The organism is Paraburkholderia fungorum, assembly GCF_046027215.1.
Lineage (GTDB): Bacteria > Pseudomonadota > Gammaproteobacteria > Burkholderiales > Burkholderiaceae > Paraburkholderia > Paraburkholderia fungorum_D.
The window spans coordinates 529,608-552,317 of the sequence record NZ_JAQQEN010000001.1 but is presented as its reverse complement, the minus strand read 5'-3'; the positions used below and the strand labels follow the sequence as shown (position 1 = coordinate 552,317).

Here is a 22,710-nt window from a genome sequence, read left to right as displayed (position 1 = left end):
TTGTCGTTCTAGCGAACAATCCGCGCCGGCACAGCGCCGCGCAGCGCATTGCAGACCAGAAGCGCCTCGGCATTCAGCACATCGGCGCGAGTCAGCACGCGCTCCGCAGCGCGCAGGGCGGCATCTTCAAGCAGCACACTCCGCATGATTCCGGGCAGCACGCCCGACTCCAGTGGCGGCGTCCACCACTGCCCCGCCAGCTTCACAAATACATTCGACCGTCCGCCTTCCGTCAACTCGCCCCGCTCGTTGAAGAACAGCGTGTCGAATGCGCCTTTCGCTTCAGCTTCGCGCCAGCCGCGGTCGTATTCGGCACGGCGCGTGGTCTTGTGACGCAGTAGCGGATCGTGGGCTTCGGTTGCGGGGAAATCGTGGTCCGGTCCAAGCAGCACGCCGACGCTCGGCTCGGCCAGCGGTGTCAGCGCGGCAGCAGTTATTTGCGTCGTACCGTTCTTGCTCAGTGCGAGCCGCATACGATGCGGGAATTGCGCCGGCAACGATGCACATTTCTCTGCGATTTGCGTGCGAACGTTGCTTTCGTTATCGAATCTGAAGCCGAGCGTCGCGGCGCTCGCCGAGAGCCGTGCGAGATGACGCGACAGATGCCTCACGCCATCCTCCCGCGTCGCGTACATCGTTTCGAACAGGTCGAAACCGGGCTCGGCGCCGGTCAGGAAACTCGCTTTCAATTGACACTCCGCGTATTCGTCGACCGCAACGCTGTCGAGCACGATCCCCGCGCCGACGCCCATCCTGCCTTGCAACTCGCCTGGCCGCGCGGCCGGGCTTAAGGTCAACGTGCGGATCGCAACGGACAGGCAAAAATCGCCGCAGCTGTCGTTATTCCCCTCGACCACGGAAGGCGCATCCAGCCAACCAATCGCACCGGTATAAAGACCCCGCGGCGTGCTTTCGAGTGCGTCGATCAACTGCATCGTGCGATGCTTCGGCGCGCCGGTGATCGAGCCACACGGAAACAGCGCGCGCATGGTCCCGGCGAACGAGGTGCCGGCGCGCAACGTCGCATGCACCGTCGACGTCATCTGCCAAACCGACGTATAGGGCTCGACCGAAAACAGCGCCGGCACTTTGACCGAACCCGTCTGTGCCACGCGCGACAGATCGTTGCGCAGCAGGTCGACGATCATCACGTTTTCGGCGCGATTTTTCGGGTCGTTCGCGAGGAAGTCGGCGGCGCCTCGATCCGCCTCAGGATCTTCCGAGCGCGGCGCCGTGCCTTTCATCGGACGGGCACGCAACGTGGTGCCTTCCTTCTCGATGAACAACTCCGGCGAGCACGACAGCACCCACTCGTTGCCCGGCAACGCGATCAACGCACCGTATGGAACCGGCTGACGCACTCGCAGTCGCCGATAAAGCGCGGTCGGCGAGCCGAATACATCGAAACCAAGCCGATACGTGTAGTTAACCTGATAGGAATCGCCCGCTCGCAGGGCGGCATGGATCGCGTCGATCGCTTCGTTGAACTGCTTGGGATCGACGCTCGCACGCACGTTTGCGGTACCCGCCACCGACGCCTCAGCCGCTCCGCCGTCGCGCTGCGCGAGCCACGCGTCGACCTCATCGCGCGACAACGTCGCGCAACGTTCAAACAACAAAAAACGCAGCGTGGCATCGCCACGCTGCGTTTCTTTCAATACCCGGTGAGCAAGGCCGCCGTCGAGCAGATGCCGGCCAAACTCATAGTCGGCGAGCACGACGGCATGCAAACCACGCCGAGTGTCGGCGGCCACGGTTTCGCACACGACTTCGAGTTGCGCGGCGTCCGCGCAAACCCGTTCATGCACAAAACCCGTGTACAGACGACTCGAACGACGCGCCGCCGTCGCGTCGCAATCGTCGAGCAACGCGAACACCGCGTCGCGCTCATCTGCCGTCATGCTTACCGCCACATCAAACTGCTATTAATCGAAGAAACTCTTCACCCGATCGAACCAGCTCTTGCTTTGCGGGCTATGCCGCGCGCCGCCTTCCACCAGCGCCTTCTCGAACTGCTGAAGCAACTCGCGCTGCGACTCGGTGAGCTTGACCGGCGTTTCGACTTGCACATGCACGTACAGATCGCCGGCAATGCTCGAACGCAGCCCCTTGATACCCTTGCCACGCAGACGGAACGTCTTGCCCGATTGCGTGCCTTCGGGCACGGTGAAACTGGCGCGGCCCGCGAGGGTCGGCACTTCGATTTCACCGCCGAGCGCCGCCGTGGTGAACGGGATCGGCATCTGGCAATGCAGATCGTCGCCGTCGCGCTCGAACACCGAGTGCTGCTTGATATGAATCTCGACGTACAGATCGCCCGACGGACCGCCGTTGATGCCCGGCTCGCCGTTACCGGCCGAGCGGATGCGCATGCCGTCGTCGATACCTGCCGGGATCTTCACCTCCAGCGTCTTGGTTTCCTTCACCTTGCCCGCGCCGTGGCAATGGCCGCACGGCTCGGGAATATAGGTGCCGGTGCCATGGCACTTTGGGCAGGTCTGCTGGATGCTGAAAAAGCCCTGCGACATCCGCACCGAGCCCGAACCGCTACAGGTCGGGCAGGTTTCCGGCTTGGTGCCGGGCTTCGCGCCCGAACCGTGACAGATTTCGCACGAGACCCAGCTCGGCACGCGGATCTGCGTGTCGTAGCCGTGGGCCGCCTGCTCCAGCGTGATCTCCATGCTGTAGCGCAGATCGGCGCCGCGATACACCTGCGGACCCGCACGGCCGCCACCGCCGCGCGCGGCGCCACCGGCTGCCTGGCCGAAGATGTCGCCGAAAATATCGCCGAACGCATCGGCAAAACCACCGAAACCTTGCGCGCCCGCGCCGCCCATATTCGGATCGACGCCCGCGTGGCCGTACTGGTCGTACGCCGCACGCTTTTGCGAGTCCGACAGCATTTCATAGGCTTCCTTCACCTCTTTGAAATGCTCTTCCGCATCCTTGTTGCCCGGATTGCGGTCGGGGTGGTGCTTCATCGCAAGCTTGCGATAAGCCTTCTTGATTTCGTCGTCGCTCGCGTTCTTTGCGACGCCCAGAACCTCGTAGTAATCCCGTTTCGCCATATCGGTTCAACGCCACTCGCGCAATGCGACGCGGTGGCTCCTCTTGAATGCTGGAGTCTTGCGACTCGTCCGGCCGCTGTTCACGCCGTTTTTACGCGGCCCAAACAACGCCCTCCATAAAACAAATGTGCCCGGAGAGCCCAAAAAGGCTCACCAGGCGCGATAACCGCTTTGCAGGTTCATGCACCCGGACGGGAGCAAACCGTTTTGCAGCCAGGCCGCACACATCGCTGTGTGCGGCTTTACGGTCAAATTGCGACCCGGCTTTAGTCTTTCTTCACTTCCTTGAACTCGGCGTCGACCACGTCGTCCTGCTGCTGGCTCGCGCCACCAGCCGATGCGCCCGCACCTGCCGCGCCCGCTGCCGCAGCTTCGGCACCTTGCGCTGCCTGCATGTCGGCGTACATCTTTTCGCCCATTTTCTGCGAGGCGGTGGCCACCACTTCGATCTTGGCTTCGATCGCGGCCTTGTCGCTCGAACCGCTCTTCAGCGTGTCTTCGAGGTCCTTCAGCGCGGTTTCGATCGCTTCCTTCTCAGCGGCTTCCAGCTTGTCGCCGTATTCGGTGAGCGCCTTCTTCGTGCTGTGGACCAGCGCGTCGCCCTGATTGCGGGCATCGGCCAGCTCACGCAGCTTGTGATCCTCTTCCGCGTTCGCTTCGGCGTCCTTCACCATCTTCTCGATTTCGGCTTCGGACAGACCCGAGTTGGCCTTGATCGTGATGCGGTTTTCCTTGCCGGTCGCCTTGTCTTTCGCGCCGACGTGCAGAATGCCGTTCGCGTCGATGTCGAAGCTCACTTCGATCTGCGGCGTGCCGCGCGGTGCCGGCGGAATGCCTTCGAGGTTGAACTCGCCCAGCAGCTTGTTGCCCGCTGCCATCTCGCGTTCGCCCTGGAACACCTTGATCGTCACGGCGCCCTGATTGTCATCAGCCGTCGAGTAGACCTGTGCGTGCTTGGTCGGGATCGTGGTGTTCTTGTTGATCATCTTCGTCATCACGCCGCCGAGCGTTTCGATACCGAGCGACAGCGGGGTCACGTCGAGCAGCAGAACGTCCTTGCGGTCACCGGACAACACCTGGCCCTGGATCGCGGCGCCAACAGCCACGGCTTCGTCCGGGTTCACGTCACGGCGCGGATCCTTGCCGAAGAATTCCTTAACCTTTTCCTGCACCTTCGGCATACGGGTCATACCGCCGACCAGAATCACGTCGTCGATTTCGCCGACCTTCACGCCTGCGTCCTTGATCGCCGTGCGGCACGGTTCGATGGTGCGGTCGATCAGCTCTTCAACCAGCGCTTCCAGCTTCGCACGCGTAATTTTCAGGTTCAAGTGCTTCGGACCCGACGCGTCGGCCGTGATGTACGGCAGGTTGATTTCGGTTTGCTGGCTCGACGACAGTTCGATCTTTGCCTTTTCAGCCGATTCCTTCAGGCGTTGCAGCGCGAGCACGTCTTTCGACAGATCGACGCCCTGTTCCTTCTTGAACTCGCCAATGATGTAGTCGATGATGCGCTGGTCGAAGTCTTCACCGCCGAGGAACGTATCGCCGTTCGTGGACAGCACTTCGAACTGCATTTCACCGTCGACGTCGGCGATTTCGATGATCGACACGTCGAACGTACCGCCGCCCAGGTCATACACCGCGATCTTGCGGTCGCCCTTTTCGGCCTTGTCCAGACCGAATGCCAAAGCGGCTGCGGTCGGTTCATTGATGATGCGCTTCACTTCCAGACCGGCGATGCGGCCTGCGTCTTTGGTGGCCTGACGCTGGCTGTCGTTGAAGTACGCGGGAACCGTAATCACTGCTTCCGTGACCGGCTCGCCGAGATAGTCTTCAGCGGTCTTCTTCATCTTGCGCAGCACTTCGGCCGAGATTTGCGGCGGTGCCAGCTTCTGATCGCGCACATCGATCCATGCGTCGCCGTTGTCGGCCTTCATGATCTTGTACGGCATCAGGCCGATGTCTTTCTGCACTTCTTTTTCTTCAAAGCGGCGGCCGATCAGGCGCTTGACCGCGTACAAAGTGTTCCTCGGGTTCGTGACCGACTGACGCTTTGCAGGCGCGCCGACGAGAATCTCGCCGTCTTCCATGTAAGCGATGATCGACGGCGTGGTCCGCGCGCCTTCCGAGTTCTCGATCACCTTGACCGAATTGCCTTCCATGATCGCCACGCACGAGTTGGTCGTGCCGAGGTCGATGCCGATGATTTTGCCCATTTTTACTTTCTCCTGACTTTGATCGCTGCGGGAAGCGCCGTTTTTGCCTATCCGGCAGTACAGCGCTCCGCTCTGAATTCCTACCTGCACTCAACATAAGTGCGACCGCATCGTTTTCAAGACCTCTTTTGCGATGCGGTCTTTAATTTTTTTCAATCGGCCGAACTTTTGCCCGAATTGTTACCGTCACCTGCCGCTTTGTTAGCGGCATTCGCGGTCCGGATCTTTTCCCGCGCGGCCGCCACGGCTGCTTCGAACTGCCCAAGGCCGTGCCAGCCGGTCGCCCGGCCGAGTCGCCTGCCGCGGTGAAAGAAGAACCATGTGGGCACGCCGTGCAGCGTGAAGCGACGGCCCAGTTCGCGGTGCTCGTAGACGTTACAGTGAAACCATTTCAAACCGAGCGCGCGAATCGCCTCCGGCTGCGCCAGCATTGCCTTCTTGGCGATCTCGCAGTTGAAGCAGTCGAGACCCCAGAAAAACACCACGGCGAGTTCATCCCCGGCTTCGGCCAGCTCCGCGTCAAACGACTCGGGGCTGAGCGCCCGCATGTCGAAGACGGCGAACGCAGTAGTGTCGACGGGAATATTAGCCATGACGCTGGGACTGCCTGGTCGGGACGCCTGCCGCGCTTACTTCGGCGCCGCGACGGTCACGAGGGCCGGCCGCAGCACGCGGTCGGCGATCACGAAGCCCTTTTGCAGAACCGCGACCACCGTATTCGCTTCCTGCTCGGCCGGCACCATCGAAATAGCCTGGTGGCGGTGCGGGTCGAACTTTTCGCCGACCGGATTCAGGGCAACGACGCGCCCCTTCTCCAGCGCGCCGGTGAGCTGGCGCAGCGTCAGTTCGACGCCTTCGCGCACCTTCTGCAGGTCGTCAGAAGAGTGGGCCACCGCTGCTTCGAGGCTGTCGACCACCGGCAGCAAGTGTTCGGCGAAGCTTTCGATCGCGAACTTATGGGCCTTGGTGACATCTTCCTGGGCGCGGCGGCGCACGTTTTCAGTCTCAGCCTTTGCCCGCAGGAAGCCTTCCTGCAACTCGGCAATTTTTGCCTGGGCTTCGGCCAGCGCGGCTTCCGCGTCAGCAGCCGGGGTTTCGGTGGCCGGCATTCCGGTGGCCGGCATTCCGGCGGCCGGCGTCCCCGCGGCGGCGCTTGCGCCCGCATCGGGTTGGGACGCTGCAGCCTCGGCGGCTTGGCGCGCGGCTTCGTCCGCGGGCGTGGGATTCTGGCTCGTCGGGTTCTCTTGCGTGTTTTCCATGTCGCTGAAAGTCGTTAAAAGGTAAAAGCCAACGGTGGCGGCATCGAGCGGAAGCTGGCGCGATTTGTGCGTTGCAAAAAAGCGACAACAACAGTCCCCGCGCGTTACCGCGTATCGAAGCTGAAGATGGGGCCGGAAACAACCATTTCAAGCGGTTCTCGCGGAACTTCTCGCACCACGAACGTGCGGCAGAAATGACCGGTTACAACCATTATCGCGCCGCAATCAGATTGAGATTGAGTGCGATCGGCAAGTGGCCTATGCTCCAATAAAGCATCGGAAAAGACACGTTAACCCTAATCTGACGTAAACCTTTCCGACATTCGCAATTCCACCAGATTAGCTCGTTTCAGTCGTGCAATCTTCCCGAGGGGAGTACCGTGAAACTGACCTTTGCAATATCGGTGGTCGCATTGGTACTGATCGCGGGCACCACGACCATCTGCATGTCCGGCGCCGTGAACGATCACACTACCGAGTACGGCGGTGTGCACGCGACCATGGAGCAGCTGTTCAATCCCCACCTGAAAATTTGTCGATAGTGCGCCGGTCGCGCTTGGTCGGCCTGCCGTGCAATGCGGCAACCGGCTCGCGATATGTCTTGCGCCGCTCCTGCTCAACCTGCCGCTTGACCCGGCTTTCTTCAGTTTCCGCGTAAAGCGTTTGCGCGACGCTCGCCGGGCCGCGCACGTCGCACAGGCCCAGCACTTCCACCTGCCACACAATCCGCTCGATCTCGATCTCGACCAGGTCGCCGACCCGCACGTCTTTGGCCGGCTTGACGCTGGCGCCGCCGATGCGCACATGTCCTTTGTCGACCGCGTCCGCCGCCAGCGAGCGTGTCTTGAAGAAGCGCGCCGCCCACAGCCATTTGTCGATGCGCAGCCTCGCGCCCGGTTCGGTTGAAACCCTGTAATTCATGAGCCTGCTCAAGTCCCTGTGGTGTGCGGCACGGGCACCGCCTGCACCGGCCAGCCTTGCAGATTTTGCGCGACGATTTCGCCAAGCGCGGCAACCCACGCCTGCGAGGCGTTCACGCAGGGAATCCGATGGAACTCCTTGCCGCCCGCATGCAGGAATTCATCGCGCACTTCCATGCCGATTTCCTCGATCGTTTCCAGACAGTCGGCGGTGAAGCCCGGACAGAACACGTCGGCGCGCCGCACGCCCGCCGAGCCCAGTTCCTTCAGCGTGGGCGCGGTGTACGGCTGCAGCCATTCAGCGTTGCCGAAACGCGACTGAAAAGTGATCCGGCATTCCACCGAGGTCAACTCCAGCGCGTGCATCAGCAGCGCGCCGGTCTGCTGGCATTGCTCGTGATACGGGTCGCCGAGATCCAATGTGCGTTTAGGCACGCCGTGAAAGCTCAGGACCAGTTTGTCGCCCGCCGCGAAATCCGGCCGGCCATGCTGATGCCAATAGTGGTGCACCTGGGCGGCTAATGCGGCGATATACGCCGGATGATCCGCGTACTGGCGCACTGTGCGGATTTCCGGCTGATTGCGCATGCGCTTGAGGGCCGAAAACGCGTCGTCGAAAGCCGTTGCTGTGGTCGACGACGAGTATTGCGGATACATAGGCATCAGCAGCACGCGTTCGGCGCCCGCCAGCTTCAGTTGGTTCAGCATGGCGGGAATACCCGGCGTGCCATAGCGCATGGCGTAATCGACCAGCACCGTGTAGTCGTTTAACTGCAACAGATGCCGCAAACCCTCCACCTGCTTCTCCGTGTACACGCGCAGCGGCGAGCCCTCCGGCATCCACACCGCCGCGTACTTTTTCGCCGACGCCCGGCCCCGGAACGGCAAGATCACCAGCCGCAGAATCACCTGCCAGATCAGCGCGGGAATCTCGACCACGCGAGGGTCGGACAGAAACTGCGCGAGATAGCGGCGGACCGCCCGCGGCGTCGGCGCGTCGGGCGTGCCGAGGTTGATCAGCAGCACGGCAACACGGTGCGACGTGGCGTTCTGCGAAGGCCGCTCGAGGTCGAAGCGCATAGGCAACAGGGGCCACCGCCTGGGCGGGGAGTCGGTTCAGGTGGAAATCATTATAGCGGCGCGGTCCATGACGGCATCTGCCAGGACCCCCTGGCCATTCGGCCAATTGGCAAGCCGCGCGCTGTCGCGCATCATGTGCAGCATGAAGCGCCGCAATCCCTGCTTACTGCTGGCTGAGCGTCAGGGAAAGCAGGCGCGCGGTGATGTCGACAATCGGGATCACGCGGTTATAGGCCATCCGGGTCGGCCCGATCACGCCGAGCGTGCCGACAATTTTGCCGTTCACCTCATACGGCGCGGTGACCACGCTCATTTCCTCGATCGGTACGAGATTCGATTCGCCGCCAATGAAAATCTGCACGCCCGCTGCGTGACTCGATACGTCTAGCAACTGTAGGAGGCTGGTCTTTTGGTCGAACACATCGAACAGCTTGCGCAAGCGCGCCATGTCCGACGAAAGGTCGGCCACTTCGAGCAGATTGCGTTCGCCGGAAATCAGCACGGTCTCGCCGGTGTCGGATTCGTCGGTGCTGGCCGTCACGGCGGCATGCATCAGCGTGGTCATGTCGCCGCGCAGCTCGTCGATCTCTTCCCGCAGGCGCCGACGCACGTCGTCGAACGACAGACCCGCAAAGTGCGCGTTGATGTAATTGGAGGCTTCAACCAGTTGCGACGGAGAAAAGTCACGCTGGGTCGCCATGATGCGGTTTTGCACGTCGCCTTCGGGCGTCACGATGATCAGCAGGATGCGCTTGTCGGACAGGCGCATGAACTCGATCTGCTTGAACACGTGGCTGCGCCGCGGCGTGAGCACGACGCCGGCGAACTGGGACAGGTTGGACAGCACGCTGGCGGCGGCCGCAACAATTTTCTGCGGCTCGCCGGCTTGCAGGGTGGTCTTGACGGTGCGGGTGACCGCTTCTTCGTCAGCGGCGGATTCAACCGTCAGCATCGTATCCACGAACAGCCGGTAGCCGCGCGGCGTGGGGATGCGGCCGGCGGACGTGTGCGGACTGATCACGAGCCCCAGATCCTCGAGATCGGACATCACGTTGCGAATCGTTGCAGGACTCAGTTCGAGACCGGAATAGCGCGACAACGTGCGCGAGCCGACCGGTTGACCTTCGGCGATGTAGCGCTCGATCAGCGTTTTGAGGAGGGTTTGTGCGCGAGGATCTAGCATGACGGAAAATTTTAGCTCAATGACGCGACTACCGCGAGCGCTAACGGCGCCAACCACCCACGATCGCGCCGCCGGTTGGCGGGACGGCGCTATGCCTCCGGTACGGCGCTCTGCCCAGCAGCCTGTGCGGCGCCTCGCCAGCCGCCCGTTCCGCGAGTTCGCCGATCGTGCGCCGTCGGACCACCGCCGCGGCGCATGTCATCAAGGCTTCACCATTCTATCGACAATCGCGTCATACGCTGGCAGCCCGCGTGCGTCGGCCCGCTACCGGGTCTGTATGCGGTTCTTTTCAGGCCCCACCTATGGTGTAATGCCGGCATGCAAGTGACCAGCCAGTTCAAGACCGTCGCGCTCGTCGGGCGCAACAATACGCCGGGCATCGGTGAGCCGCTGACCGCGCTCGCCTCGTGCATCGCAAAGCGTGGCTTCGACGTCGTGTTCGAGGCCGACACCGCCGCGGAAATTGGCGTCACCGAGTATCCGGCGCTGCGTCCCGCTGAAATCGGCGCGCGCGCCGATGTTGCGGTCGTACTGGGCGGCGACGGTACGATGCTTGGCATCGGGCGGCAACTGGCGCCCTACCGCACGCCATTGATCGGTATCAATCACGGGCGGCTCGGTTTCATTACCGATATTCCGATCTCCGACATGCGCGAGATCGTCCCGCAAATGCTGTCCGGCAACTTCGAGCGGGAAGAACGCATGCTGCTCGAAGCGCGCATCATGCGCGACGGCAACCCGATTTATCACGCACTGGCCTTCAACGACGTGGTGGTCAACCGCAGCGGCTTCTCGGGCATGGCGGAGCTGCATGTCTCGGTGGACGGCCGCTTCATGTACAACCAGCGCTCGGACGGGCTGATCGTCGCCACGCCCACCGGCTCGACCGCCTATGCGCTGTCGTCGCAGGGGCCGATTCTGCATCCGCAACTCCAGGGCATCGTGCTGGTGCCGATCGCGCCGCATGCGCTATCGAACCGGCCGATCGTGCTGCCGGACGATTCGAAGGTCAGCATTCAGATCGTCTCGGGCCGTGAAGTGAATGTCAATTTCGACATGCAGTCGTTCACCTCGCTCGAATTGGGCGACACGATTGAAGTGCGCCGCTCGCGCCATACGGTGCCCATGTTGCATCCGGTCGGCTACAGCCATTACGCGACACTGCGCAAGAAGCTGCACTGGAACGAGTACCCGTCGCACGAAGAAGACCCGAAGCCCTGAGCGGACCCGGAACAAGCCGGCCTCCCCGCCGCGGCCCGAACCTTTAAGCCCACCACACGACCTCCATGCTTCGCCACCTCTCGATACGCGACTTCGTCATCGTCGCCGCGCTCGACCTCGAATTCGACAGCGGCTTTACCGTTTTCTCCGGTGAGACTGGCGCCGGCAAGTCGATCCTGATCGACGCGCTGGCGCTCGCACTTGGCGCACGTGCCGATGCAAGCGTGGTGCGCACCGGTGAGAGCCGTGCCGACATCACCGCCGAATTCGAAACGCATGCGCAGGTCGAGCAATGGCTCGACGAGCAGGCGCTCGGCCAGACCGCCGATGACAGTCCTCACGGCGCCACCGTGATGTTGCGGCGCGTGGTGGACGCAAACGGCCGCTCGCGGGCGTTCATCAACGGCACGGCGGCCACGCTCGCGCAATTGCGCGAGGTCGGCGAGATGCTGGTGGATATTCATGGGCAGCACGCGCACCAGCTACTGATGCGCCCGGACGCCCAACGCGAACTGTTCGACACCCATGCGGGCCTGACCGACACCGCCGCCGTCGTCACGCGGGCATGGCGCAGCTGGCGCGACGCTGTCCAGGCAATCGAGCTCGCGCAAACGCGCGACCGCGAGTTGCAACTCGAACGCGAGCGTCTTGCCTGGCAGCTCACCGAACTGGACAAGCTCTCGCCGCAACCCGGCGAATGGGAAGAGGTCAACACCGAGCACCGGCGCCTGTCGCATTCGGCCAATCTGATCGACGGCGTGCAAGGCGCGCTCGGCGCGCTGTCCGAATCGGACGAAGCGATGATCACGCATCTGGCCTCGATCGTATCGAAAGTGCGCGATCTGGCGGAGATCGATCCCGCGCTGAACGACGTGCTGGCAGCGCTGGAGCCGGCTGAGATCCAGTTGCAGGAAGCCGCGTATTCATTGAGCCATTACGCGCAAAAGCTCGAACTCGATCCGGACCGGCTCGCACAGGTCGAAAAACGTCTCGACGCCCTGCACTCGGCCGCGCGCAAATTCCGTTTGCAGCCCGAAACGCTGCCGGAAGAACACGAAGCGCGTCGCGCGCAACTGGCCGCGCTCGACGCCGCAGCCGATCTCGACAGCCTGCACGCAGCCGAAGCGAAAGCGAAAGAAACCTTCCTCGCGGAAGCCAAAAAGCTCTCGAAGGCACGCGCCAGGGCCGGCAAAGCGCTGGGCGCCGCAGTCACCACCGGTATGCAGGAATTGTCGATGAAAGGCGGCAGCTTCGAAGTGGCGCTGGTGGCGCTGCCGGAAGGCGGCGCGCACGGGCTCGAGCAGGTCGAGTTCCGCGTTGCCGGTCATGCCGGCGTGCCGCTGCGGCCGCTCGCGAAGGTCGCCTCAGGCGGCGAACTCGCGCGCATCAGTCTCGCGCTCGCTGTCATTGCCAGCGCCGCGAGCCCAACGCCAACTCTGATCTTCGACGAAGTGGATACGGGGATCGGCGGCGGCGTTGCCGAAGTGGTCGGGCGGCTCCTGCATCAATTGGGACAAGCACGTCAGGTGCTGTGCGTGACCCACTTGCCGCAAGTGGCCGCACGTGGCGACCATCATTTCCAGGTGGCAAAAGCAGGCAATGGCAAGGGTGGTACGGTCAGCAGCGTAACCTCGCTCGACAAGACGAGCCGCGTCGAGGAAGTCGCCCGCATGCTCGGCGGCCTGGAAATCACCGCGACCACCCGCAAACACGCGAAGGAAATGCTGGCTGCCTGAACGCGGCTCGCACCGGAACCCGTGCAGCGCAGCGCTGGTGCAACCGGCGCTGCGTACTGCGGGCTCAGTCGAACACGCGCGTCCAAAGCGCCAGCACAGCCTCGCGCTCGCCGGCCACCAGCGCCGGCTCGACGCGCGCCTTCTCCATACCGTCCAGACGCAGCTTGTGCTGCAACTTCCGGTAGATCCGGTACGCGGCGCCGACCGTCTCCGCCTCGGCCTCGCTCATCAGGCCAAAGCGCGACACCTCCCGCAACAGTGCGATATTGCCGGTATTGCGGATCAGCTCCGGGTCGCTCGCCGCGTGCAACAGCACCCAGTATTGGACGGTGAACTCGATGTCGACCATCCCGCCGCGATCGTGCTTCAGATCGAACAGCGGTGTGTGGTTCGGATGCCCCGCCTCGACACGCTCGCGCATCTCGACGATTTCCTTCGCTAGCGGCGCGGCTTCGCGCGGTGTCGTCAGCACCTGTTCACGGATCGCTTCGAACTTGGCGCCAATTTCGGGATCGCCCGCGCAGTAGCGCGCACGGCTTAGCGCCTGGTGTTCCCAGACCCACGCCGTATTCGCCGCGTCGCCTTCACGCAGCTGATAGCGGCGGAATGCATCCAGATCGGTGACGAGCAATCCTGACTCGCCGTTCGGGCGCAGCCGCAAGTCGACATCGAACAGCGTGCCGGCGCCGGTCGCGGTTGTCAGCCAGGTGATCAGGCGGCGGGTGTAGGTGGCGTAGACGTCCGCGGAAGCGTCGTCGGGATCGTCGTAAAGGAAGATCACGTCGAGGTCCGACGCGTAGCCCAGTTCCTTGCCGCCCAGCTTGCCGTACGCGATCACCGCGAAGCGCGGCACCTCGCGATGCCGTTTGGGCAACTGCTTCCAGACCGCTTCGAGCGTGACGTCGAGCACGGCGTCGGCCAATTCGGACAAACGGTCGCTCACGTGCTCCACGCTGAGCCTTCCCGCCAGATCGATCAGCAGAATGCGAAACACCTCGGCCTGGTGCGCGTGACGCAGCAAATCCATTTGCTGTTCGACCCCGTCCGCCGCGGCCAGACGCAGGCGCAGCGTGCGCTTGAATTCAGGCCAGTCGAACGGGCTGTCCATTGCCTCGTCGTCGAGCAGTTCGTCGAGCAACTGGGGATGGCGAATCAGGTAGCCGGCCGCCCAGCGCGATCCGCCCAGCACCGACAACACGCGATGCAGCGCCTGCGGATATTCGGTGAGTAGGGCCAGATACGCGCCGCGCCGGCTCACCGCTTCGAGCAGGTCGAAAAAGCGCGCCACCGTGTCGCCACGCCGCTCGGCTGGCTCCAGCGTTCGCGCGGCCTCCAGCGCGCGCTGCGCGACGATGTCGAACCGTTGCCGGCTGCGCTCGGCGAGCCCCGCGTAACGCGACGATTGCCACACCGCTCTTAGTCGCGCCAGCAGTTCGCCTGGTTGCGCCACACCGAGTTCGACCAGCCGCGCCTGTAGCGCCTCGTCCGCGCTGTCGTCGCCAAGCGCGCTGCTCCAGACCCACGCCGCCGCGCCGTCTTCCGGTGCGCCGCAGCCGTCGCGGCCGCTCACCTTGTCGGCGAAAATCTGATCGAACTGCTGCTCGACGAATTCGCGGTGCGCGTCAAGCTTGCTCATCAGCGCCGCATAGTCATCACATCCCATCGCGCGGGCGAGCGCCGCGCGTTCCTCGGGATCGACCGGCATGGCGTGGGTTTGCGCGTCGTTGCGGTATTGCAGGCGGTGCTCGAGTTCGCGCAGGAAGCGGTATGCCTGGGAGAGTTTCACGCACACAGACGTGTCGATCAGCCCGTGAGTCGCCGCATGCCGCAGCACGGCGAGCGTTGGCCGCACCCGGAACCCGGCATCCTGGCCGCCGCGGATCAATTGGAACACCTGGGCGCTGAATTCGATTTCGCGGATGCCGCCCCGGCCGAGTTTGATGTCGTCGGCTTTGTCGGGCCGCATCGAGGCGCGGCGCTGAGCCTCCTGGCGAATCTGCAGATGCAGCGCGCGAATCGCGCTGATCACGCCGAAATCGAGATAACGGCGATAGACAAACGGCGTGACGATTGCGTCGAGCTGTTTCTGCAGCCGCTGCGCCGCGTCGCTCGCGCCTTCGGAGACGAGCCGCCCCTTGATCCACGCATAGCGTTCCCACTCGCGGCCCTGCACGTAGAAATACTCTTCAAGCATGCCAAGACTGCACACCAACGGTCCCGAATCGCCATTCGGCCGCAGCCGCATATCGACCCGAAACACATACCCGTCGGCGGTCACTTCGGCCAACGCGCCGATCAGGCGCTTGCCGAGACGCGTGAAAAAGTCCTGCGTCGCGATCGGCGAGCGCTGGCCACCGGCGGTCTCGCCGTCCTCTTCATAGATAAAGATCAGGTCGATATCCGACGACACGTTCAGCTCACGCCCGCCCAGCTTGCCCATGCCGACCACACCGAGCGCCAGCCGCTCGCCTTGCGGGCCGCGCGGCTCGCCGTAGAGGACTTCGAGTTCGGCGGACAAAACGGCCAGCGCGCGCTGGATAGTCGTCTCGGCCAGATCGGTCATCGCGCCGGTGACTTCGGCAACATCCGCCTCGCCGGCCATATCGCGCTCCATCACGGCGCAAAATACCTCGGTGCGCAACTGACGCAAGGCCCGTTTGAGTGCATCCTCGCTTAATGGGCCGCCCGCGGCACCGGCGGCCTCGGCACACAACGCGTCGAAGCGCGCGTCGATGCGTTCGCGAGTGAGCGGCGCGGATGCGAGCGCCGCCACTTGCGCCACCAGTTGCGGGCGGGCAGCGGCCGCGCGTGCCGCGTAGTGTGAATAGTTGGAACTCAGGAGGGATGCGTCAGTCATCAAGGGTCTGGCTCGCTCGTTGCTTGATTGGCGTGGTTCAGTTCGCTGTAACACCGGGGCCTGTCGGCCTCGCGCAGGTCGCGAGACGGCATGCAGACAGGGTTTGCAGGAGGTCCGCCGACGCTTTCCCGTGTGTTACATTTCGTCGTTAAATCGCAAAACTACCATACGCCCACCCGCCGCAGCATGTCCGAGCGAAACGAATCCGCCGACCCGCACGAAACCGGGCTGGTCCGGCCAGCGAGTGGACGCGCCCACGTCGTGCTGCATCGGACGTCGCACGTGCTGTTGGGGCTCGCCCTCGCCTTCTACTTCATCGCGGCGGCTCTGTTTCTCGGTTTGCGCTATGTGGTGCTGCCGCGCGTCGACTCGTTCCGGCCGCAGATCGAAGCCGCCGTCTCCGAAAAGCTTCACACGCAGTTTACGATCGGCAAGCTGGCGCCGCACTGGAGCGGTTTCCAGCCCGGCATCGACGTGACCAATCTCGTGATTCGCGACCACGACGGCAAAGCCGCGCTGACAATTCCGCACGCCACCGCCACGCTCTCCTGGAAGTCGCTCTGGCAATTCCACCCGGCGATGTCCAGCCTGATCGTCGACCAGCCGGACGTGCTGGTTTCGCGCAGCGGCGACGGCGTGCTCTCGGTGGCGGGCGTGCCCGTGCCCACGCGGCATAGCGGCAACGACACCCTGTCCACCTGGCTGTTGCGTCAGCAGGCGATCGTGGTACGCGGCGGCGTGCTGCGCTGGCGCGACGCCGAACATGACGCGCCGGAACTTGCGCTGCAGGACATCCGCATCGCGATTCTGAACGACGGCTACGATCACCGGCTCGCTTTGCAGGCGCCCCCGGACGGCCACGTTCTACACGGCCCGATCGATTTCCGCGCGCATTTCAAACACGCGCCGCTTTCCGCCATCGGCAAGCCGATCAACTGGACCGGCCAGGTCTATGTGTCGACCGGCCCGGTCGACCTGCCGACCCTCGCGCGCTACATCAACTTCCCGATCGAGACCTTCACCGGTCGCATCGACAATGCTATCTGGGTCGATTTCACCGACGGCCGCATGAAATCGGCCAACGGCCAGTTGAGCGGCGCGGATGTGTCGATGCGGGTACGCCCGACCCAGCCGAAGCTGTCGATGCCGGTCGCGCACTTCGCCTGGCACCTCGAGGCCGACGAGGGCGACTACAAGCTACAACTCAACAATCTGCATGCCGAACTTGGGCAGCCGCCGCTCGACGACGGCACGCCGCTCACCCGTACTCTCGTGCTTGCCATCCTGAACGGCCGTTACCGGACCGCGTCGCAGCAGCACGGTCAGCTCGTCAGCGTCAGCGGCGACCGCGTCGATCTCGGTATCCTCGCCGAATTCAGCCGGGCCTTGCCGTTGCCGCGCCGCTTGCTGAACAACCTGGTGCGCTTCAATCCCCGCGGTCTGGTGGCCAATTATGTGATCGAGGTGGAGCGCGGCAAACCGGAGTCCGGCGAAGCGGGCAGCGACCATCGGCCAAGCGGCGCGGAGCCGATCGAGCGCTATCGTTTCAAGGGCGATCTGCAAGGCATCAGCGTTGCGGCGCAGGAGCCGCCGCCCGGCCTCACCCCGCTGAATCACCCGCGCGCCGGGATCCCGGGTATCGAAAACCTGTGGGGCAGCGTCGACGCCGACGAAAACCACGGCTCGGCCATCTTCAATACTTCCGACGTCGCGCTTACGCTGCCGGGCGTATTCGACGATCCGCGCCTGAAGTTCGACCGCCTGCATGGCCGCGCCGACTGGACCATCACGCCGAAAGCGCCGGGCGAAAACCATCCGGGCTTTGCCGTCAAGCTGGCGGATTTCGGCGTATCGAACGCGGACGTCGCCGCGACCGCCACCGCCAACTACAGCAATCCTGGCCATGGCCGCGGCTCACTCGACCTGAAAGCCGACTTCCAGCGCGCGCAGGTGACGCGCATCGCCCGTTACCTGCCGACCAGCATCAGCGAAAAGCTGCGCGTCTATCTGGGCCACGGGCTGCAAGCCGGCACCTCGCACGGTGCGAGCATCGAAATCCACGGCGATCTGACCAAATTCCCATACTCGCGCGATCCGAGCGCCGGGATTTTCCATATCGTCGCACCGTTCAAGGGCGGCAAATTCGATCCGTCGCCGTTCCCGCCGCGCAAGATGAAGAACGGCACGCCGAACGTGTGGCCGCCGCTGGACGGTATCGACGGCGTGTTCCAGCTCAGCCAGAACGTGCTGCGCTTCGATATCGACCGCGCGCATTACAAGCGGGTCGCGCTGACCAAAGTAAACGGCAAGATCGACGACCTCGGCACCCGGGCGTCGAACCTCGTGATCGAAGGGAATGCGCGCGGGCCGCTCGCCGACATGCTGGACTACGTCGACGACAGTTCGGTCGGCATCATGGCCAAACACGTCACCGAGAAGGTGCGCGCCGAGGGGCCGGCATCGCTCGCGCTCAAGCTGACCGTGCCGCGCACGCCCAAGCCGCATATCGCCGTGGAAGGCGCGGTCGGCTTCATGAACAATCGTCTGACGGTGGAAAACGTCCCGCCGCTGTCGCAAGTGAACGGCAAGGTGCACTTCACCGAGCACACGGCCAGGGTCGACCGGCTCTCCGGCCAGTTCATGGGCGGCGACGTGCACGTCAACGGCGGGGTGAAGCAGGACGGCACCTATGCGGTCGATCTCGGCGGCCACATCGCCGTGGATGCCGCGCGCGGTCTCAATCTGCATGGACCGGCCGCGCAGGTGCTGACGCGGATGAGCGGCAGCGCGCCCTACGCGCTGAATGTGCGCGGCGCCAAAGGACGCCTGCCTGAGGTCACGGCGAATTCCGATCTGACCGGTCTCGCGCTCGATTTCCCGGCGCCGTTCAATAAACCGGTGGGCACGCCGATGCCGCTGCACTTCGCGCTCGCGCCCGGCGCCAGCGCAGGCGAAACGGGTCTGGAGCGCGCCGATCTGACCTTCGGCCAGATCGCCGCCACCTATTTGCTGCGCTATCAGCCGAAAACGCCGCCCACTGTCGTGCGCGGGGCCATTGGTGTCAACAAGCCCGCGGAGTTGCCGGCGGAAGGCGTGGTCGCAGCCGTCGACGTGGAAGCCTTCGATGCCGATGCCTGGCGCGCGCTCGTCGCCCAGATGCGCAACAAGGAAGCGGCGGCGCCGGCGGCCCCGCCGGTCGCACCAAATGGCACATTCACGCAGTTCCTGCCGAGCCGCTTTGGGGTGCACATCGGCACACTTACCCTGCTCAAACGCCACTGGGACAGCGTGATCGTCGGCGCGTCCCACGCGGACGGCAAATGGCAGGCGAATATCGCGTCAAACCAGGTATCGGGTCACGTTTCGTGGCTGCCGGGCGCGACCAAAGAATCGCCGGGTACGTTGCAGGCGCGCTTTGCCCGCGTGGTGATTCCCTCCGTGACGGATCAGGACCTGCTCGGCCAGGCCATCTCCGCACCGGCGCAAAACATGCCGTCGATCGACCTGGTCGTGAACGAGTTGATCGTGCGCGATCGCAACGTGGGCCGGCTCGAAGTCGATGCGCATAATTTCGACGAAGACGGCGTGCCGGTCTGGCAACTCGACAAGCTCGACATCAGCAACCCGGCCGCCACGCTAACCGCTACCGCCAACTGGCGCACCTCCAGCGGACTCGGCACTACTGCCGACGAAGCCACCCCACGCCGGACCGTGTTCGATTTCAAGCTCGACATCAAGGACGCCGGCGCGCTGCTGGAACGCGCCGGTCAGCCGCGCACGCTCAAGGGCGGCAGCGGCACCCTGTCGGGCAAGATGGTGTGGCGCGGCGGGCCGACCACCATCGACTACCCGACGTTGAACGGCAATCTGGCCGTGGATCTGCGTCACGGACAGATTCTCAAGGTCGATCCGGGCGTCGCCAAGCTGCTGGGCGTGCTCAGCCTGCAAAGCCTCGCGCGCTTTGCCACCCTCAATTTCCGCGATGTGATCGGCGAAGGGCTGCCGTTCGAGCGCGTCACGGGCACCGGGCAGATCCATAACGGCATCGGCCGCACCGAGAACTTCGAAATGGTCACCGCGCCGGCGCGCGTGGAAATGAAGGGCTCGGTCGATCTCGCGCAGGAAACCCAGGATCTGCACGTGGAGATCGTGCCGACCGTGAGCGCGGGTGCCGCCGTGATTGCCGCGACCGTCATCAATCCTCTGCTCGGCCTTGGCGCGCTGGTGGCCGATCTGGCCTTCACGAAGTCGGTCTCCAAGGCATTTGCGCGCGAGTACGCGATCACCGGTTCGTGGTCGAAACCGCACATTCAGCGAGTGACGGGCGATCGCGGTAAGATGGACGCTCCGGCTTCGACCGTGGAAGCGCACTGAGCTTTGTCGGGCCCGTGTTTGACCCATATAAAGCGCGGTGCCGCGCCAGCGGCGAGCCAGCCCTGAACGACGTACGCGGCGCAGGCAGTTCACGCCGCCGCCTTGCCGGGAGTTTTTCGAAACGCTCATGAGCGAAACACACGTCACTTCATTTTTGTCCACCGCGGCGTCCCGCGGGTCTTCCGAAAGCGCATTTCGCGTGGCCGCGCTGCAAATGGTGAGCACGCCGGATCGCGAGCGCAATCTCGCCGAGGCGGAGCGCCTGATCGCCGAAGCCGCCGCTGATGGCGCACAACTCGTCCTGCTGCCTGAATACTTCTGCTTCATGGGTTTCAAGGACACGGACAAGCTTGCTGTGCGAGAGGCTTATCAGGACGGCCCGATCCAGCGTTTTCTCGCCGATGCCGCGCGCCGCCACAAGCTCTGGGTGATCGGCGGCACCTTGCCGTTGAGCGCGCCGGAAGCATCGCGCGTGCTGAACACCACGCTGGTGTTCGACCCCCAGGGCAACGAGGCCGCGCGCTACGACAAGATCCATCTGTTCAACTTCGAAAAGGGCGACGAATCGTTCGACGAGGCACGCACCATCTGCCCCGGTGGCGAGGTCCGCACCTTCGAGGCGCCGTTTGGCCGCGTCGGCCTGTCGGTCTGCTACGATCTGCGCTTTCCGGAGCTGTACCGGCGCATGGGCGACTGCGCGCTGATCGTGGTGCCCTCGGCGTTCACCTACACCACCGGCCGCGCGCACTGGGACATGCTGCTGCGCGCCCGGGCGGTCGAAAACCAGTGTTACGTACTGGCCGCCGCGCAAGGCGGCAAACATGAGAATGGCCGCCGCACCTGGGGCCACAGCATGCTGATCGACCCGTGGGGCGAAATCGTCGCGGTGCGCGACGAAGGCGCCGGCGTGGTCGCAGGCCTCCTGGAGCGGGCGCGCATCGACGAAGTTCGGCAGAGTCTGCCGGCCTGGCGTCACCGCGTGCTTAGCTGATCCAGTTGACCCGGCAGCGAACAACGCGGCATTGAAACTGGGGCGCCTCTCACCCATATAGTGATGCAGACGCCAACCGAATCCTTCGTATCGAGCAGAACATACTTCGCATGAACATCATCGAACCCGGTATCCGTAATCTCGCCACCGCCAAGGACATCCTCCTGACGCCCTACGGTCTCGACGAATCCCTGCTCACCCGCACGCTCGCCGAAATCTTCACGCACAAGATCGATTACGCCGACCTGTACTTTCAGGCTACGCGCAGCGAGGCGTGGAGTCTCGAAGAAGGCATCGTGAAGTCGGGCAGCTTCAGCATTGATCAAGGCGTCGGCGTGCGCGCCGTGTCGGGCGACCGCACCGCCTTTGCGTACTCGGACGACCTGTCGCCCGAAGCGATCCGACAGGCGGCGCTGGCCACCCGTTCCATCGCCAAAGCCGGCGGCGGCAAACAGAAGATCAAGGTGGCGTCGTCGCTGACCGGCATCGCCGGGCGCGATCTGTACCTGCCGTCCGACCCGCTGCATTCGCTCGACGCGACCGCCAAGGTCAAGTTGCTCGAGCGCGTCGAACAGATGGCACGCGGCCGCGATCCGCGCATCCAGCAGGTCATGGCGGGCCTCGCGGGCGAATACGACGTGGTGCTGGTGGCGCGTAGCGACGGTGGGTTTGCCGCCGATATCCGTCCGCTGGTGCGTGTGTCGGTCACGGTGATCGCCGAGCAGAACGGCCGCCGCGAAATCGGCAGCGGCGGCGGCGGTGGCCGCTTCGACTACGCTTATTTCACGGACGAAGTGCTGTCGAGCTACGTCGACGATGCCGTGCATGCGGCGCTGGTCAATCTCGACGCCCGCCCGGCTCCGGCCGGCGCGATGACCGTCGTGCTCGGACCGGGCTGGCCCGGCGTGCTGTTGCACGAAGCGATCGGCCACGGCCTGGAAGGCGACTTCAACCGCAAGGGTTCGTCGGCATTCGCGGGGCGCATCGGTGAGCAGGTCGCGGCCAAGGGCGTCACGGTCGTGGACGACGGCACGCTGCCGAACCGCCGCGGCTCGCTGAATATCGACGACGAAGGCAACCCGACCCAGTGCACAACGCTGATCGAAGACGGCATTCTCAAGGGCTACATTCAGGACACGTTGAACGCGCGCCTGATGAAGATGCCGGTCACGGGTAACGCCCGCCGTGAATCGTACGCCGCGCTGCCGATGCCGCGCATGACCAACACGTACATGCTCAACGGCGACAAGGACCCGCAGGAAATCATCGCCTCCGTGAAGAATGGTTTGTACGCGGTGAACTTCGGCGGCGGCCAGGTCGACATCACGAACGGCAAGTTCGTGTTCTCGGCGTCCGAAGCCTACATGATCGAAAACGGCAAGATCACGTACCCGGTCAAGGGCGCGACGCTGATCGGCAGCGGCCCGGAGTCGCTCAAATACGTCAGCATGATCGGCAACGACATGAAGCTCGATTCGGGCGTAGGCGTATGCGGCAAGGAAGGCCAGAGCGTGCCGGTCGGCGTCGGTCAACCGACACTGCGCATCGACCGCATGACGGTCGGCGGCACGGCCTGATTTTGACAAGAATGCATACTTCGTGCACGATGTGCGCGAAGTATGCGGATTTTCCGCATATTTGTACCCCGCAGCTTGTCAGCCGAGCCTGAGCGGGTTATAAAGTCACTCACCCTTTTGACCTGCGACCTCATTTCGTCATGTCCGCCAAGTTTTACTTTTACTTTTTTTGGCATCTCAGACCGCTGGCGGATCGAGAGGGGTGTTAGTGCACGCAGAACACCA

General features: G+C 63.8%; 15 protein-coding genes. 6 read left to right on the top strand and 9 right to left on the bottom strand.

Annotated elements, in window-relative coordinates; genetic code table 11:
• Positions 1–8 precede the first annotated feature (8 nt).
• The 5 genes from pabB to grpE all read right to left on the bottom strand — a co-directional run bounded on the left by pabB (position 9) and on the right by grpE (position 6,546).
• Entirely contained in the window at positions 9–1,901 is a 1,893-nt protein-coding gene (pabB, locus tag PQR27_RS02425; RefSeq protein WP_408522135.1) for an aminodeoxychorismate synthase component I, read from the bottom strand.
• A gap of 24 nt (positions 1,902–1,925) precedes the next feature.
• Entirely contained in the window at positions 1,926–3,068 is a 1,143-nt protein-coding gene (gene dnaJ, locus PQR27_RS02420; RefSeq protein ID WP_175052138.1) for a molecular chaperone DnaJ, read from the bottom strand.
• A 266-nt stretch (positions 3,069–3,334) separates the two neighbouring features.
• Positions 3,335–5,287 (bottom strand): molecular chaperone DnaK, encoded by a 1,953-nt coding sequence (dnaK, locus tag PQR27_RS02415; RefSeq protein WP_408522134.1) that lies wholly within the window; start codon positions 5,285–5,287, stop codon positions 3,335–3,337.
• Between the two features lie 152 nt (positions 5,288–5,439).
• Positions 5,440–5,880, bottom strand: coding sequence for a thioredoxin family protein (locus PQR27_RS02410; RefSeq protein WP_408522133.1), 441 nt, complete (start codon positions 5,878–5,880; stop codon positions 5,440–5,442).
• A gap of 36 nt (positions 5,881–5,916) precedes the next feature.
• Positions 5,917–6,546, bottom strand: coding sequence for a nucleotide exchange factor GrpE (gene grpE, locus PQR27_RS02405; RefSeq protein ID WP_408522132.1), 630 nt, complete (start codon positions 6,544–6,546; stop codon positions 5,917–5,919).
• 380 nt (positions 6,547–6,926) lie between these two features.
• Between grpE and PQR27_RS02400 the strand changes: the two genes are divergently transcribed.
• Entirely contained in the window at positions 6,927–7,088 is a 162-nt protein-coding gene (locus PQR27_RS02400) for a hypothetical protein (protein ID WP_165848039.1), read from the top strand.
• Here PQR27_RS02400 and hslR read toward each other — a convergent pair.
• From hslR to hrcA, 3 genes are all read right to left on the bottom strand, one after another.
• The gene (gene hslR / locus PQR27_RS02395; protein WP_408522131.1) at positions 7,060–7,467 is read right to left on the bottom strand and encodes an Hsp15 family ribosome-associated heat shock protein; all 408 of its coding nucleotides are present in this window, start codon (positions 7,465–7,467) and stop codon (positions 7,060–7,062) included. The genes PQR27_RS02400 and hslR overlap by 29 nt on opposite strands.
• An 8-nt stretch (positions 7,468–7,475) precedes the next feature.
• The gene (gene hemH, locus PQR27_RS02390; RefSeq protein ID WP_408522130.1) at positions 7,476–8,546 is read right to left on the bottom strand and encodes a ferrochelatase; all 1,071 of its coding nucleotides are present in this window, start codon (positions 8,544–8,546) and stop codon (positions 7,476–7,478) included.
• A gap of 163 nt (positions 8,547–8,709) precedes the next feature.
• A complete protein-coding gene (gene hrcA / locus PQR27_RS02385; protein ID WP_106284494.1) occupies positions 8,710–9,729 on the bottom strand; it encodes a heat-inducible transcriptional repressor HrcA in 1,020 nt (339 codons plus the stop codon).
• A gap of 318 nt (positions 9,730–10,047) precedes the next feature.
• Here hrcA and PQR27_RS02380 point away from each other — a divergent pair, with 318 nt between their 5' ends.
• Both PQR27_RS02380 and recN read left to right on the top strand, forming a co-directional pair.
• A complete protein-coding gene (locus tag PQR27_RS02380; protein ID WP_408522129.1) occupies positions 10,048–10,950 on the top strand; it encodes an NAD kinase in 903 nt (300 codons plus the stop codon).
• 65 nt (positions 10,951–11,015) lie between these two features.
• A complete protein-coding gene (gene recN / locus PQR27_RS02375; RefSeq protein WP_408522128.1) occupies positions 11,016–12,686 on the top strand; it encodes a DNA repair protein RecN in 1,671 nt (556 codons plus the stop codon).
• Positions 12,687–12,750: 64 nt separating this feature from the next.
• Here the strand turns inward: recN and glnE are convergent, their stop codons facing one another.
• Positions 12,751–15,597 (bottom strand): bifunctional [glutamate--ammonia ligase]-adenylyl-L-tyrosine phosphorylase/[glutamate--ammonia-ligase] adenylyltransferase, encoded by a 2,847-nt coding sequence (glnE, locus tag PQR27_RS02370; protein WP_408522127.1) that lies wholly within the window; start codon positions 15,595–15,597, stop codon positions 12,751–12,753.
• A 132-nt stretch (positions 15,598–15,729) separates the two neighbouring features.
• Between glnE and PQR27_RS02365 the strand changes: the two genes are divergently transcribed.
• From PQR27_RS02365 to tldD, 3 genes are all read left to right on the top strand, one after another.
• Complete coding sequence (locus PQR27_RS02365; RefSeq protein WP_408522126.1) at positions 15,730–19,917, top strand: YhdP family protein; 4,188 nt, start codon at positions 15,730–15,732, stop codon at positions 19,915–19,917.
• A gap of 127 nt (positions 19,918–20,044) precedes the next feature.
• Positions 20,045–20,908: a carbon-nitrogen hydrolase family protein gene (locus tag PQR27_RS02360; protein ID WP_408522125.1), complete on the top strand. Its 864-nt coding sequence runs from the start codon at positions 20,045–20,047 to the stop codon at positions 20,906–20,908.
• A 110-nt stretch (positions 20,909–21,018) separates the two neighbouring features.
• On the top strand, positions 21,019–22,485 hold the full coding sequence (tldD, locus tag PQR27_RS02355) for a metalloprotease TldD (protein ID WP_408522124.1): 1,467 nt from the start codon (positions 21,019–21,021) through the stop codon (positions 22,483–22,485).
• The last annotated feature ends 225 nt before the right edge of the window (positions 22,486–22,710 follow it).